A 14472-nucleotide genomic window follows, 5' to 3' on the forward strand; every position below is an offset into this window, starting at 1 on the left:
TCAGCGCGCCAGTACGTAGCTGCCGGGTGCACTGCACAAGGGAGGCAGGCCGCGATGCGGTGCGCCTATCGCCGGTGGACGGCGTCTCGGGCCCGACCGCGCGGCTAGCCATTGCTGCAGGCACGGCCACCACGAACCTTCGATGTCGCGAGACACGCCGAGGAAACTGTCCGGTGGCACATAGGCGCCGTTTCCTGCGCGCCGAAGCACGCGGTAGCTGCGGTGCGCATGGCCGGGCTCGCTCACGATGCCTGCGTTGTGGCCTCCCGTGGCGAGCACGAAGGTCACCTCGGTATCGCTCAGCAGGTTGAACTTGTAAACCGAGCGCCAGGGCGCCACGTGGTCGGTGCTGGTGCCGAGCAGGAAAACCGGCACGTCGATGTCTTTCAGCGAAACCGGCTTTCCGTCGACCAGGTAGTGGCCCTCTGCCAAAGCGTTGTCGAGGAAGAGGCTGCGCAGGTAGTCCGCGTGCATGCGATAGGGCATGCGCGTGCCGTCGGCATTCCACGCCATCAGGTTGGTCATGGGCGCACGCTCTCCGAGGAGCCACGTTCGAACCATCGGCCCCCAGATCAGGTCGCCAGGACGCAGCGCCTGGAAGGCGGCCGTCATCTGCTGCGCCCCCAGGAATCCTTCGTGCGCCATGAGGTCCTCCAGGAACGCCAATTGGCTCTCGTCGATGAACAGGCCGATCTCCCCGGGTTCGGTGAAGTCGGTCTGGGCGGCCAGCAGCGTGAGCGAAGCCAGGCGGTCGTCGTGATCGCGCGCCATGGCTGCCGCGGCAATCGCCATCAGGGTACCGCCCAGACAATACCCGACGGCGTGCACGCGGCGCCCGTGCACCACGGCTTCAATGGCATCGAGGCTGGCGCGAATGCCCAGCCGCAGGTAGTCGTCCATGCCGAGCTGCGCGTCGGCGGTGCCGGGATTCTTCCAGGAGACCGCGAACACTGTGTGGCCCTGAGCGACCAGGTAGCGAATGAGCGAGTTGTGCGGCGAAAGATCGAGCACGTAGTACTTCATGATCCACGCGCTCACGATGAGCACCGGCTCGGCGTGCACCGTCGACGTGGTCGGTGCGTACTGGATGAGCTCGATGAGTTCGTTGCGCAGGATCACCTTGCCCGGCGTGATGGCGACCTCATGTCCGGGCCTGAACGCCTCGGTACCGGCAGGCGGCAGTCCCAGGGCCCCGCGAGCGAAGTCTTCCACCCCTAGGGCAGCGCCGGTGGCCAGGTTGACGCCGCAGGTGGCCGCGGTTCTTTGCAGCACCTGCGGATTGGTCGCGAAGATGTTGGCGGGCGAGACCATTTCCAGCCATTGCCGCACCATGAACGCCACCAATTGCTCGTGATGCCGATCGACGCCTGGAACGCCGCGCACCATCTCGAGCAGCCGGTGTCCGGTGGTTTCGAAGGCCTCGCGGTACATGCTGAAGGGCCAGGCCGTCCATTCGTCCGCGCCGAGCCGGGAATCGTGTGCCCGCAGCCGCGCGGGCGGCGGAGCCTGATGCAGTGCGATCTGCGCATTGCGCCCGGGCTGCGTGGCGAAATGGAGCACCCAGTCGGACCAGGCAAGCATCCATGCCGCCGGCGACATGCCACCGACGAGCCGGCCCCAGGCCGCGTGGAGGGATCGATCGAGTTCGTTGTGCTCCGCGTTCACTTGGGTCCTTGCTGGAGAGTCGCGGCATCTGGTCTTCGGGTGCCGCGCATCCAAGTCTGCGGGCTCGCGCGCAGTCGGCCTTGCGCGGCATCAAGGTCCTGCCACTCAATGTGCATACGCTGTGGGAGCCCCCTCTTTTGCAACCCACCGGAGTTCAACATGCCGACCCACATCGTCGATTTCTCCGCCCGGTCCAAGGTGATCCGGGCCGAACCCTTCAACGCGCATTTCTGGCAATGCACACCCGCCGAATTCAGGACCTACCTGGGGAGGCCGCGCGAATTCCTGCGTAAGCTGGGCATCGTGGTGCCGCGCGAATGCCGCATCGAGACGACCATCGAGAACCACGACTGGCTCGAAGACCAGGCGCCCGAATTCGAGAGCGAGAGCGGCAACGACACGGTGATCTGCAACATGGGCAGCGGCGCGGCCGCCCGCTCGGTGTACCGGGTCGTGAGCTATGGGCGCGACGAGGCCGCGACCGGAAATGTCAAGAAGGCCTTGCTGCATACCGTGGACCACCAGCAGGTCGGCGATGAAAAAGGCAAGGCATCGCGCAAGGCAAAAAAGGACGGAAAGTCGAAGAAGAGGAAGGAGAACGCCGACCTCCGCGGCAAGGGCAATTGATGCAGCGTTGCCGGTTCAGTGCCGGCGGCGCGCTTCCGCCGCCGTCTGGCAGGCCGTGCAACGGATGGCGGTGGGCCGGGCCAGGAGCCGTGCGCGCGGGATCTCGTTGGCGCAGTCTTCGCAGATGCCGTAGCGTCCGCTCGCCAGACGCGCGATCGCCTGCTCGATCTCCTCGAGCCTGGCGCGATCGATCTCCACTTCGGCCATGTGCACGTCGCCGGCGCGCTCCGCTTCGGCTTCATCGGCATGGGTCTTCACTTCATGGCCGTTCTCGGCCAGCGCCGCTTCGGCCGAAGGCGCCGAGGCGCGCAGTTCGTCGAACACCTGGCGCCTCATCGTGTCCAGCTGAAGACGCAGTGCGCGGCGGTCGGTGGTGCCCAGATGTCTCATGGCGATGTCCTTTGCGATGTATGGATGAATGAATGGGTATTCGGGGGTGACGGTCTTGCGTTCAGGAGCGTTTGCTGGGCGAGGCCGGCAGGCGCACCGCCACGTAGGCGAACCGGTGATCGCGCATCACCAGCAGGGCGACCGTCTTTCCAGGCGACACCCGCGCAAGGCCTTGCCTGAAATCGTCCATGCGATAGAGCTTCACCGTGTTCAGGGCCACCACGACGTCGCCCGCCCGGATGCCTTCGCTGCGCGCGGGGCCAGAGGCCTCGCGCACCAGCAGGCCGCTGTCGACGCGCAGTTGCTGGCGTTGCACGGGCGAAAGCTCGCCCAGGCTCAAGCCCAGTCCGTCGTTCCATTCGGGCGCGGCCGCCGTGAAGCTGCTCTGGGGCGGCGCGGACTGCGCCCTCAACGACACCTGGAGCATGCGGCGGATACCGTGTCGCCAGACCTCCAGCTGCATGCGGCTGCCGGGCTGGCGTTGCGCGATCTGCTGGGGAAGATCGGCAAAGTGCGCAAGCGGCTTGCCGTCCAGCGACAGCACCGTATCGCCCTGCGCCAGGCCCGCGGCCTGTGCCGGGCTGTCCGCCTCGACGCGCACGACCAGCGCGCCGGTTGCCGACGGCAATTCGAAGGATTGGGCCAGGGCCGGGGTCACCTCCTGGAACTCGGCGCCCAGGTAGGCCCGGCGCACGGTGCCGTGCTCGCGCAGTTGCCCGGCGATCTGCATCGCCAGGTTGATCGGCACCGCGAAGGACAACCCCATGTACCCGCCATTGCCGCTGTAGATCATGGAATTGATGCCCATCACCTCACCGCGGCTGTTGAAGAGCGGGCTGCCCGAGCTGCCGGGGTTGATCGCGACATCGGTCTGTATGAAGGGAATGTCGCCGGCGCCCGCCAAGACGCGCCCGACCGCGCTGACAACACCGGCTGTCACGCTGCCATGAAAGCCGAAGGGCGAGCTGATTGCGGCCACCCAGTCGCCGGGCTCGAGTGTCGATGAGTCGCCGATGACAGCCACAGGCAACGCGGTGGCATCGATTTTCAGGAGGCCAACGTCGGTGCGCTTGTCGACACCCACCACGCGTGCCGTGAAGCGGCGCCCGTCGTCCAGTCGCACCTGGGCCTCGTCGATGTGGGTGACCACGTGGGCGTTCGTGAGGATCAGCCCGTTGCTGTCGATGATCACGCCCGAGGCGAGATCGCGGATCTGGCTTATCCGGGCGCTGGCCGGCAGCGGCCAGGCCAACCGGTCGGCGAAGTCGTATTCGGGGGCGATTTCGAGTTCAATGCTCTCCAGGCTTTCGTCGCGCCCGATGCGCAGCGTGCTGATGTCGACCACTGAGGTGCTGCGGCTGGCGGCCAGCGACGAGAAACCGGGCGCGGCAGCCCCGGCGCGCTCGACCGCAGTCGGCGCTGCCATGGCCTGGTCTGCAGGTGTCGACGCCGCCGCTGCGCAGGCGCCCAGCAGCGAAACGCCGGCAACAAGCGTGCAGACGAGGCGGATGGCGCGGTTCATGGCGCACGTGGAAGAGAAGGCCGTCACGTCGCTTCGAATCCGGTCTTCAGATCGACTGCGGCGACAGCGTGACAGGCCGTACCACGGCGTGTGAATCCTCGGCGTTGGCGATGGCGGTGCCGAAGGCCTGCAGCCGGGCTGCACAGCTGCCGTCATCGACTTCGCGCATGGTGACGGCGGAGCTCAGGACCGGGGAGCGGCCGAGAAGTTTGCCGATCTCGGCCACCGCATTCGGGGCGCCTTGGCCGCCCATGACCGAGAGGACCGCGACTTCGGGCAGGCGGTCGCGTTGGCGCGCGACGAAGCTGCGCATGGGGCCGGCCAGTTGCAGCATCCAGATCGGCGACACCAACACCACCGCGTCGAAGTCGCTGGGCGGTGGGCCGTCGTAGCCAATGGCGGGTTGCCGCCGGAAGAACGAGTCGAGCATGCATCGCGAACTGCCCAGCGCATCGCTGCGCGGCCGCGCATCGGTGATCTGGGCCATGGGCCAGCCCTGCTGGCTGCACAGGAGTTCGGCGACCCGGCGGGACGTGCCGGTGTAGGAATAGACGATGACCAGGACGTTGTTCATGGCTGCCTCTGTCTCTCGGTTTCATTCACGGGCAACCAATGTAGGCAGCCAAGGGCAGCGTGACCTTGCGCTGAATCAAGAACGCACGCCGTTGCGCAGGCGCGCTGCGCAACCCCGGCTTTCTTGATGTGGCGCAAGGCAGGCCTCGAGCCGCACAACGATCATTCGTGCATCGGGAAGCGTCCCGGCAAAGGAGCCATCATGAAAATCCTGCTCGCCGTCGATGGCAGCAATTACACGAATCGCATGCTGTCCTACCTGGTCGCCCACAAGGAATGGGCGAGCGTGGGCCATGCATTCACTGTCTTCTATGCGGTGCTGCCGGTGCCGCACCGTGCCGCGGCCTTTGCCGGGCCGGACCTTGTGCATGGTTACTACGAGGACGATGCGCGCGTGGTGCTCGAACCGGTTCGCGCCTTGCTGACCGAGCACGGCATCGAGGCGCGCTTCGAGCACCGCATTGGCCATCCTGCTGAAGAGATTGCATCGTTCGCCCAGAAGGAACAGTTCGATCTACTGGTGATGGGATCGCGCGGCCACGGCGCACTGGCGAATTTGGTACTGGGGTCGGTCGCCACCAAGGTGCTGGCCGCGTGCACGGTGCCGGTGCTGCTGGTGCGCTGAATGAACGCCGGCACCCTGGCGCGAAGGACCATCGGCGCAGTCGCGGGCGCACTCGCGATGACGGCCGGTATGGGGGCCTGGTCGCAGACGCGCTCGTGCCTAGACCGTGCGCCGTCGGCCTCACAGGGCACTGACTTCGTGGCGGCAGCAGCACGACAGTCTCCTGCGGTTGTGAGCATCACAGTCGCGGGCGCGGGCAACGAATGGGCAGCCGCTGGCGAGATGCCACCGCCGACGCGTTGGGGGCAAGGCGTGGGGCGTGGTTTCGCATCTGGGTTCGTCTTCGATCCCGATGGGTACATTTTGACCAGCGCGCATGCGGTGACGGGGGCGCAGGCGGTTTCCGTCGCCACGGCGGATCAGCGTCGCTTCGACGCGGAGGTGGTGGGCATCGACCGCCGCACCGACGTCGCGCTATTGCGGATTGCGGCATCCAATCTGCCGGTGGTGGCCGTCGGACAGAGCGGCGAACTCTGTCCAGGCGAATGGGTTGCGGCAATGGGCGCGCCGTTCGGCTTCGAACGCAGCGTGACCGCCGGCGTCGTGAGCGCCAATCCGCGCTACGTGCCGGGCGGCAACGGCGTGCCGCTGATCCAGACCGATGTCGCGCTCAATCCCGGCAACTCGGGCGGCCCGCTGTTCGACGAACGGGGGAACGTGGTGGGCATGAACTCGATGATCTATTCCGCCGGCGGCGGGTACTTCGGCGTGTCGTTCAGCCTGCCCATCGATACCGCGATGCGGGTGGCGGACGAACTTCGCGCAACGGGGCGGGTGACGCGCGGCCACATTGGCGCGCGTACCCAGCCGCTGACGGCCGACCTGGCGCCGGCTTTCGGCCTGGATGCCGGCCTGGGCGCGCTGGTGGTGCGCGTCGATGCGGACAGTCCGGCCGAGACCGCGGGCCTTCGCAGTGGCGATGTGGTGCTGGCTGTCGGCGCCGCCGCAGCGGCGATGCCCTATGCCGAAATCCAGGAGCGTGTGGCCAGCGCCACCCAGGGCAGCCGGCTGGCCCTGCTTATCTGGCGCCACAGGGCGCCGTTGACGGTGCAGGTGGGCGTGGTTCAGAGCGCGCCGGACATGCCGCCCAAGCTCGTTGCGCGTGCGGACGCGCATGAAGTCCGCTTCGGACTCGAGCTTACGGAACGCAAGGGCGTGCTCGGCATCAGCCTGCAGGACCCCGGCCTCTATGTGCAGGGCGTGTCGGGGTCGGCCCAGCGGGCAGGGCTGCGCTATGGCGACGCGCTGATCGCGGTCAACGACGTGCGCGTGGCCGGCCTGGCGGATTTCGATGCGGCGATCCGGGCCATTCCGGAGAGCGATACCGTGGCGCTGCTGGTCATGCGCGGCGCGAACCGGAGCTACGTCGCGATTCCTCCCCGAGTGTCGAAGCGCGCGGCATTGACGCCCTCCGTGAGGCCATCGCCATGAAGTCGGAGAGTTGCGGCGTTCTGGTGTTCGATCCCGCGGGAAACCTGCTGCTCGGCCATGCAAATGAGAGCCACTACTGGGACATTCCGAAAGGCGAGGGTGCAGCGCAGGAGCAGAGCGCACAGACCGCCGTGCGCGAGGCCTTCGAAGAATTCGGGCTGCAGCTCTTGCCGGGGCAATTGAGGGAGATCGGAATTTTCGAGTACCGCAGGGACAAAGACTTGCGGCTCTTCACAGTTCTGGTGACTCCATTCGACACGAAACGCTGCGTATGCACCAGCTTCTACACAGACCGCCACAGGCGGTGGTGCCCGGAGATGAATGGATTCCGCTGGGCGCAGCCGGACGACCTGCCGCAACTGTGCGCGCCCAGCCTCGTTGCCGTGCTCACGCAGGCGATATCGCTGCCTGCGATCCACGGGCAGTTGTTGTACGAGGTCGGGCCGGTCGATGCGGCGCCGTCGCCGCGCAACGCTCGCATGGCTTGATCCTGCGCAAGGTCGCATACGGCCTCGCGCTCAAGACTGACCGCAGTCCATCCCAACATTCCAGAACGATGGATTCACAACCCCTTGCGAGGCCGCGCCATGAAGTTCACGTTGAAGGGAACGCTCCAGTTCCTGAGTTTCAGCATTGCCACCCTCCTGGCCACGGGCGTTCTCGTGCTCGCTGGGCTGAACGAAAACGGCAATGCGCCGGACAGCCTGGCCTTGATCTCACACATAACGGAAGACCCACGATGAACACAAGCCGCCGCACTTTCATGATCACGATCGTCGCGACAAGCTCGGCCCTGTCGGCCACGCGCTCGCTGGCCCAAGCCACACTCGACGAAAAAGACCCGCAGGCCGTGGCGTTGAGCTACGTCGGCGATACGGCGAAGGTCGACGCGAAGAAGTTTCCGAAGCACGACAACACGCAGCTGTGCAGTGGCTGCGCGCTGTGGCAGTCCAAGCCGACGGATACGCAGGGCAATTGCGCCCTGTTTGCCGGCAAGCAGGTCAGTGCGAAGGGGTGGTGCAGCGCCTGGGCCAGGAAGAGGTAGCATCCGCGCCACGTGCCGGTGGAATCCCCCGACAGCCTGACTTGTTGGTCAGGAAGCCTGCCGGCTTCTTAATCTGGCGTTAATCCGCTTTGCCGACCATCCGCTTTCCTGAACCGGCCCGCCTTCCGCGCGGGCATCCCGAGGAAAGTGCATGTTCATGTCATCGCCATCACGCGACAGCGCGGTCTCATCGCCGGGCGGCGTTCCAGAGGCCCTTGCGCCCGAGCTCACGTTGCACTGCATCGGTGATCCACGCAGGGCCGACGTCGAAAATTTCATCAGCGAGGTTTACGCGCGCCGCTACTCAGCGAAGGTGCCGCATTTCGCACCCGTGCTGGTCGGCCTGCGCGAGGGCGGCAAATTGCTTGCGGCCGCGGGTTACAGAAGCGCGGCGCAGGAGCCGCTTTTTCTCGAGCGTTACCTGCCGTCGCCGGTCGAAGCAATGCTGGCGGCGAACGCCGATGCGCGCCCCACGCGTGCGGAGATTGTTGAGGTCGGCCATCTCGCGGCGAACCGCGGCGGCGAAGGCCGACGCCTGATCCAGGTGCTGGCTCCGCATCTGGCTGCAGAGGGGTTCGAGTGGGTGGTCGGCACGGTCACGCAGGAATTGCGTCCGATGCTGGTCCGGCTCGGTGTGGCGCCGCTCACGCTTGGCGCTGCCGACCCCGCAGCATTGGGCGAGGAGGCCGCGCCCTGGGGAAGCTACTACGACCACCAGCCCGTGGTACTGGCCACGCACCTGAAGCGCGCGTTGCGCCGCTACATGGCACGCCGGCCCGGCACGCAGGGAGTCGTCCGATGAGTGGCCGCATCAATCCGTCCGCCGCGGCGCTCGACGATGGCAAGCGCCGCTGGACCTTCGCAGAACTGGACGACGAAGCAGCCCGGTTGGCGCAACGCCTGCGCGCCGTGGATTGCCGCGTCGTCGCCACGCTGATGGACAACTCGCCCGCCTGGGTGGTCGCCGATCGCGCGGCATTGCAGGCGGGGCTGGTGCACGTACCGCTGCCCGTGTTTTTCACGCCCGAGCAGATCGGCCATGCACTGGGCGCGGCCGGCGTGGACACCGTGCTCACGCTGCCCGCGCTCGCTGCGCGCTGGCCGCAGGTGCCAGCCATCGAATGCGCGGTCGCGGGCCAGCCGCTGGCGATGCTGCGTCTTCCCGCCCGCCCGGTCCCGATGGCGGCGGGCACCGCCAAGATCACCTTCACCTCGGGTACCACCGGATCGCCCAAGGGGGTGTGCCTGAGCGAGGCCGCGATGCAGCGGGTGGCTTTGGCCTTGGTGCAGGCGATGGAACCGCTGGACATCCGGCGCCACCTGTGCGCCTTGCCCTTTGCGGTGCTGCTGGAGAACATTGCCGGTGTCATGGCGCCGCTGCTGAAGGGCGCGACCTGCGTCACCCTACCGCTGCAAAGCCTGGGGCTGAGCGGTTCGTCGAGCTTCGATGCGGAGCGCTTCCACGAAGTGGTGGTGGCACAGCAGCCCAACAGCATCATCTTGCTGCCGCAGATGTTACGTGCCTGGGCCGGCCACCTGATACAAAGCGGCCAGCGCGCGCCCGATTCGCTGCGGTTGGTCGCAGTCGGCGGTGCGGCGGTGGGCGTGAAGCTGATCCACCGTGCCCGCGCGCTCGGCATACCGGCGTACGAGGGCTACGGGCTCTCTGAAGGCGCTTCGGTGCAGACGCTGAATTTGCCGGGCAGCGACCGCCCTGGGGCGGCCGGCCGCGCCTTGCCGCATGCGCAAATCCGCATCGCCCAAGACGGCGAAATCGAAGTGGCCGGCAGCCTCTTCGGCGGCTACCTCGGGAGCGACGCCGCGGCGCCGGCATGGTGGCCTTCGGGGGACCTCGGACGCATCGACGACGAGGGGTTCGTTCACATCGACGGGCGCAAGAAGCATCTGCTGATCACCGCCTTCGGACGCAACGTCTCGCCCGAATGGGTGGAGACCGCGCTGCGAAGCGAGAACGCGATTGCGCAGGCGGTGGTCTTCGGCGATGCCCAGCCTGCGCTGAGCGCGGTGCTTTGGCCACTGCGGCCCGATGCGAGTGACGCGGCCTTGCAAGCCGCGGTCGATGCGGCCAATGCGGCGCTTCCCGACTATGCCCGCGTACGGAGCTGGGTGCGCGGACGCGCGGCTTTCTCGGTCGAAGCCGGCACCGCCACAGCCAACGGGCGGCCGCAGCGCGTGACCGTGCTGCAACTTCACGCCGATGCCCTGGGCATGACGGCGGCTTCATCCATCGATCCGGAGTTTTCATGAGCTTTCACGCACGACTTCTTTCGCAGACCGCCGATGCCCGCATGGGGCTGCTGGGCACGCCCATCATCCAGGGATGCCTGCGAGGCGAGGTTTCGCGGCCCAGCTACCTCGCATTCCTGCGCGAGGCCTATCACCACGTGCGCCACACGGTGCCGCTGCTGCGTGCCTGCAAGTCCGCTCTGCAGGAGCGCAATCTCTGGCTGCAGGGTCCACTGGACGAATACATTGAGGAAGAGCAGGGCCACGACGAGTGGATTCTCAACGACATCCGTGCCTGCGGCGGGGATGCCGAGGCCGTGCGCAATGGCCCGCCCGGTCACGCCACCGAGGTGATGGTGGCCTATGCCTACGACACCATCGCGCGGCGCAACCCGCTGGGATTCTTCGGCATGGTGCATGTGCTGGAAGGCACCAGCGTCTCGCTTGCGCTGCTGGCGGCTGATCAGATCCAGAAGCCGCTGCAATTGCCCGACGCGGCCTTCAGCTATCTGCGATCGCACGGCACGCTCGACCAAGAGCACACAGCGCATTTCGAGTTGCTGATGGACCGGATCGAGAACCCGCAGGACCAGGACGACATCGTGCATGCCGCGCGCGCCTTCTTCCGCCTCTACGGCGACGTGTTCCGCAGCCTGCCGCTGCCAAACACGGCTGGCCAGGCCGCTGCCGCAGGAGCCGCCGCATGAAAGTCGAGGCCAGCCGCGTGCTGTTCACGGGAGCGGGTGGCGGCATCGGCGATGCCGCCGTCCGTATGTTGGTGAAGGCCGGCGCGTCGGTGATGCTCGTCGGGCGATCGCCCGCACGGCTCTCGGCCCAGGCCCGTGCCCTTGTGCGCGACTGCGGGGTCCAGCGCCAGTGCGTGGAGTGGTATGCCGCCGATCTTGCCCGCATCCCCAGCCTCAGCGGCATCGCCGAAGTCGCAACGGGATGGGGCTGCAATGTGCTGGTGCACAACGCGGGCGTGCCGGGCTTCGGGCGCATCGAATCCCTGGACTCCAATGAAATGGCGCAGGTGCTGCACCTGAACCTCTTCGTGCCCATGCTGTTGACGCAGGCCCTGCTGCCGCATCTTCGCGGCCTGCCGCAAGCGCAGATCATCTTCGTGGGCTCCGTGCTCGGCCGGCTCGGCTTGCCAGGCTTCAGCGTCTACAGCGCAAGCAAGTTCGGCCTGCGGGGTTTTGCCGAATCGCTGCGCCGAGAACTCGGCGATACCGACGTCCGCGTGCAGTACCTCGGGCCGCGCAGCACGCGCACCGGCTTCAACAGTGGGGCGGTCGAGGGCTACAACAAGGCGACAGGCACTGCGATGGATACGCCCGACGTGGCGGCGCGCGCGCTGCTGCGGATGCTCGAGAGCGGCAAGGCCGAATGCTTCCTCGGATTTCCAGAGAAGCTGGCCGTGCGCCTCAATGGCCTGGCCCCGACGTTGCTGGACGGCGCCTTCGCCAAGCACCGGCTCAGCCTGCCGCCGGTCGCACGGCCGGCGAAGCTCGCGCTGGACTGCGGCGACGAGCGCGAAGGGCCGGCCACCGACTCCCATTCCCTGATGAACCACACCCTGTGAAATACGAAGGAAGACCCATGAACCTCGCCCTCCCGAACGCCTTGCCCCTTCATGTCGGCATGCGCCGCAGGTGGCTGATCGGCATGTTTGTGGTTGCCACGATGGCCGTGGCATCGCCGCAGATCGTGCGTGCCGCCGCCGTGGACGACGCGGTCGCCGAACTGCAGCACGACTGGGAAGTGATCCGCTACCAGACACCCGTGGCCGAGCGCGAGAAGCGCTTCGAAGCGCTCGCGGCGAAGGCCCGCAAGATCAGCGAGAGCCAGCCGGGCCGCGCGGAGCCATTGGTCTGGGAAGGGATCATCGTCAGCTCGTGGGCAGGCGAGAAGGGCGGGCTCGGGGCGCTCGGACTGGTCAAGCAGGCCAAGGCGCTCTACGAGTCGGCCATTGCGATCAACGGCGATGTGCTCGACGGCTCGGCGTACAACAGCCTGGGCGTTCTCTACTACAAGGTGCCCGGCTGGCCCGTGGGCTTCGGCGACAAGGCCAAGGCCAAGGAACTGTTGCAGAAGGCGCTCGTGCTCAATCCGAAGGGCATCGATCCCAACTTTTTCTATGGCGAGTACCTGATCGAGACCAAGCAGCCGGAGCAGGCGGTGACCTACCTCGAACGCGCTATGCAGGCGCCAGCGCGCGCGGGGCGGCAGATCTCGGACGCTGGCCGGCGCGAGGAAGCCCGCGTGCTGCTCGAGAAAGCCAAGGCGAAGTAGCCGAGCGCGGCGTGGCGCCCCGTCAGCGGTGCGCCGCGTCGAATTGCAGCACCACCTTCACGCCCCTGTAGCCGGCGCCTGTGCCGAATACCACTTCCAGACCGTGCAGCTGGGCGATGCGACGCACGATCGACACGCCGAGCCCGCTGCCGAGCTCGGCCTGACCGTCGGGACGGTAGAAGCGCTCGCCCATGCGCGCGAGTTGCTCGGGCGGAAGGGGTGGGCCTTCGTTCTCGAGCTCCAGGTGCTCGCGCCCGACGCGCAGCGTCACGCCGGTGCCGGCGGGGGCGTAGCGCACCGCGTTGTCCAGCAGGTTGCGCAAGAGCACCGTGAGCAGATGCTCGTCGCCGAACAGCGGCATCGGATGTTGGCCGCGTGGCGGCCATTCGCAGGCAAGCTCGATGTGCCTGCGTTCCGCGAGTGCGAGGCAGTCGCTCATGGCGTGCTCGACGATCGCGGGCCAGTTGATCTCTGTCTTCATGGCGGGCGTCACGCCCGACTCGACGCGCGACAGCGAAAGCATCTGCGTCACAAGCCGCGCCATCCGGTCCAGGCCGGTGCTGAGTTTTTGCTCGGCCTGCTCGCGCTCAGCGCTGCTAGTGGCGCCGCGCACCACATCCCACTGGGCGCGCAGCACGGCAAGCGGGGTCCGCAGTTCGTGTGCTGCGTCAGCGGTGAAACGGCGCTCGCGCACCAGCAGTTCCTCGATGCGGGCGAATAAGCCATTCATGGCGCCGAGCAGGGGCTTGAGCTCGGCCGGGGCACGCTCGTCGGGTACGGGCTGAAGGTCGGAGGCATCGCGTGCGCGCAACTGTGTGGTGAGCTGGCGCATGGGAGACAGTGCGCGTCGCACCGCCCAGGTCATCACCGCGAGCAAGATCGGCAGCACCAGCAACCAGGGCACGACCTGCGTGATGGTCAGTCCATACACCAACTCGTCACGCTCATAGGCCCCTTGGCCAGCGGCGACCAGCCAGTTTCCATCAGTAGATTGCAGGTAGTAGATTCGCCAGTTCCGGCCATCGACTGCCTGCTCGACGAATCCGCTCGCCTGCGGCAGGCGCTGCAGTTGTGCGCCTTCGCGGTCCGCGAGCATCAGCCGGCCTTCCTTGTTCCAGACAGCTACCGCGAGATCGCGCACGTCGGCATCGCCTGCATCCTTGTCGCCTTCGCGGGGCTCGGGCGGCAGCACGGCGGTCGTGCCGGGATAGGCCGGACTCAGGGTGGACTGCACCTGGCGCGCCAGCCGGATCAGTTCGGTGTCGAACATCTCGTTGACCTCGTGGCGTGCCCGGCTGATCGAGAAATAGAGCGCGACGCCCCACACCAGGGGCGCACAGACCAGCAGATACAGCAGAAGCCGCCGCTGTAGGCTCATGGGCCAGTCTCGCCCGAGCCCATGGCATACCCCACGCCGCGCACGGTGCGCACGATGCCCGGATCGATCTTGCGGCGCAAATGGTGGATATGCACCTCCAGCGAATTGCTCTCCGGCTCGGCACCGCTCCAGTCATAGAGCTTTTCCTGCAGGTACGCCTTGGAGAGAACGCGCTGCGATTGGCTCAGGAGGGCTTCGAGCACCGCGAGTTCGCGACCGGTGAGGTCGACCTGTTCTCCCTTCCAGCGCACGAGCTTGTGGGCCGGGTCGTATTCGAGTGCGCCGTGTTGCCAGATGGCCTGCGCCTGTCCGGCGGTGCGACGAATCAGCGCGCGCAGGCGCGCGGCGAGCTCGTCAATGGTGATGGGCTTGACCAGGTAGTCGTCAGCACCGGCGTCGAGGCCCTCAATACGCTGGTCGATGCCGTCGCGCGCGGTCAGCACGAGCAGTGGGCATTTCACGCCGCGTTCGCGCCAGCGTCGCAGCCAGACCATGCCGTCGCCGCCGGGCAGGCCGAGGTCCAGCACGACCGCATCGAATGGCGCGGTCTGCAGGGCTGCATCGGCCTTGGCACCGTCGCCGAACCAGTCGACCGCGTGGCCGAGCTGCCGCAGGCCCGCGGCCAAAGCATCGCCAAGCAGGGTGTCGTCTTCGACGATCAGGAGGCGCATGAG

Annotated in this window: 17 protein-coding genes; 11 read left to right on the forward strand and 6 right to left on the reverse strand. The window is 67.0% G+C overall.

The window, feature by feature from the left end; genetic code table 11:
- Positions 1 to 1665, reverse strand: coding sequence for a PHA/PHB synthase family protein (locus KV106_RS19755; RefSeq protein ID WP_261211862.1), 1665 nt, complete (start codon positions 1663 to 1665; stop codon positions 1 to 3).
- Positions 1666 to 1824: 159 nt separating this feature from the next.
- Here KV106_RS19755 and KV106_RS19760 point away from each other — a divergent pair, with 159 nt between their 5' ends.
- Entirely contained in the window at positions 1825 to 2292 is a 468-nt protein-coding gene (locus tag KV106_RS19760) for a hypothetical protein (RefSeq protein WP_261211863.1), read from the forward strand.
- 15 nt (positions 2293 to 2307) lie between these two features.
- On the opposite strand, the gene KV106_RS19765 is transcribed toward KV106_RS19760, so the two are convergent.
- The 3 genes from KV106_RS19765 to KV106_RS19775 form a co-directional block, all read right to left on the reverse strand.
- Positions 2308 to 2682: a TraR/DksA family transcriptional regulator gene (locus tag KV106_RS19765; protein WP_261211864.1), complete on the reverse strand. Its 375-nt coding sequence runs from the start codon at positions 2680 to 2682 to the stop codon at positions 2308 to 2310.
- A gap of 61 nt (positions 2683 to 2743) precedes the next feature.
- Positions 2744 to 4204, reverse strand: coding sequence for a trypsin-like peptidase domain-containing protein (locus tag KV106_RS19770; protein ID WP_261211865.1), 1461 nt, complete (start codon positions 4202 to 4204; stop codon positions 2744 to 2746).
- A 46-nt stretch (positions 4205 to 4250) separates the two neighbouring features.
- The gene (locus tag KV106_RS19775) at positions 4251 to 4778 is read right to left on the reverse strand and encodes a flavodoxin family protein (RefSeq protein WP_261211867.1); all 528 of its coding nucleotides are present in this window, start codon (positions 4776 to 4778) and stop codon (positions 4251 to 4253) included.
- 201 nt (positions 4779 to 4979) lie between these two features.
- Between KV106_RS19775 and KV106_RS19780 the strand changes: the two genes are divergently transcribed.
- The 10 genes from KV106_RS19780 to KV106_RS19825 all read left to right on the forward strand — a co-directional run bounded on the left by KV106_RS19780 (position 4980) and on the right by KV106_RS19825 (position 12420).
- Complete coding sequence (locus KV106_RS19780; RefSeq protein WP_261211868.1) at positions 4980 to 5402, forward strand: universal stress protein; 423 nt, start codon at positions 4980 to 4982, stop codon at positions 5400 to 5402.
- Positions 5403 to 6833 carry a trypsin-like peptidase domain-containing protein gene (locus tag KV106_RS19785; protein WP_261211869.1) on the forward strand — a complete coding sequence of 477 codons (1431 nt, stop codon included), beginning with the start codon at positions 5403 to 5405 and terminating at the stop codon, positions 6831 to 6833.
- Positions 6830 to 7321, forward strand: coding sequence for an NUDIX domain-containing protein (locus KV106_RS19790; protein ID WP_261211870.1), 492 nt, complete (start codon positions 6830 to 6832; stop codon positions 7319 to 7321). Before KV106_RS19785 ends, KV106_RS19790 begins: the two co-directional genes overlap by 4 nt.
- Before the next feature lie 99 nt (positions 7322 to 7420).
- The gene (locus KV106_RS19795) at positions 7421 to 7576 is read left to right on the forward strand and encodes a hypothetical protein (protein ID WP_261211871.1); all 156 of its coding nucleotides are present in this window, start codon (positions 7421 to 7423) and stop codon (positions 7574 to 7576) included.
- Positions 7573 to 7878 carry a high-potential iron-sulfur protein gene (locus KV106_RS19800; RefSeq protein WP_261211872.1) on the forward strand — a complete coding sequence of 102 codons (306 nt, stop codon included), beginning with the start codon at positions 7573 to 7575 and terminating at the stop codon, positions 7876 to 7878. Before KV106_RS19795 ends, KV106_RS19800 begins: the two co-directional genes overlap by 4 nt.
- Before the next feature lie 151 nt (positions 7879 to 8029).
- Positions 8030 to 8680, forward strand: a complete 651-nt coding sequence (locus tag KV106_RS19805) for a thermostable hemolysin (protein WP_261211873.1) — start codon at positions 8030 to 8032, stop codon at positions 8678 to 8680.
- The gene (locus KV106_RS19810; protein ID WP_261211874.1) at positions 8677 to 10146 is read left to right on the forward strand and encodes an AMP-binding protein; all 1470 of its coding nucleotides are present in this window, start codon (positions 8677 to 8679) and stop codon (positions 10144 to 10146) included. Before KV106_RS19805 ends, KV106_RS19810 begins: the two co-directional genes overlap by 4 nt.
- Positions 10143 to 10832 (forward strand): TenA family transcriptional regulator, encoded by a 690-nt coding sequence (locus KV106_RS19815; RefSeq protein ID WP_261211875.1) that lies wholly within the window; start codon positions 10143 to 10145, stop codon positions 10830 to 10832. Before KV106_RS19810 ends, KV106_RS19815 begins: the two co-directional genes overlap by 4 nt.
- Positions 10829 to 11710, forward strand: coding sequence for an SDR family oxidoreductase (locus KV106_RS19820; protein ID WP_261211876.1), 882 nt, complete (start codon positions 10829 to 10831; stop codon positions 11708 to 11710). Before KV106_RS19815 ends, KV106_RS19820 begins: the two co-directional genes overlap by 4 nt.
- A gap of 83 nt (positions 11711 to 11793) precedes the next feature.
- Entirely contained in the window at positions 11794 to 12420 is a 627-nt protein-coding gene (locus tag KV106_RS19825; protein WP_261211919.1) for a tetratricopeptide repeat protein, read from the forward strand.
- A 22-nt stretch (positions 12421 to 12442) separates the two neighbouring features.
- Here the strand turns inward: KV106_RS19825 and KV106_RS19830 are convergent, their stop codons facing one another.
- Positions 12443 to 13798, reverse strand: a complete 1356-nt coding sequence (locus tag KV106_RS19830) for an ATP-binding protein (RefSeq protein ID WP_261211877.1) — start codon at positions 13796 to 13798, stop codon at positions 12443 to 12445.
- Positions 13795 to 14469, reverse strand: coding sequence for a response regulator (locus KV106_RS19835; RefSeq protein ID WP_203208288.1), 675 nt, complete (start codon positions 14467 to 14469; stop codon positions 13795 to 13797). Before KV106_RS19835 ends, KV106_RS19830 begins: the two co-directional genes overlap by 4 nt.
- Positions 14470 to 14472 lie beyond the last annotated feature (3 nt).

This window comes from Variovorax endophyticus, assembly GCF_025376855.1.
Taxonomy (GTDB): Bacteria; Pseudomonadota; Gammaproteobacteria; order Burkholderiales; family Burkholderiaceae_C; genus Variovorax.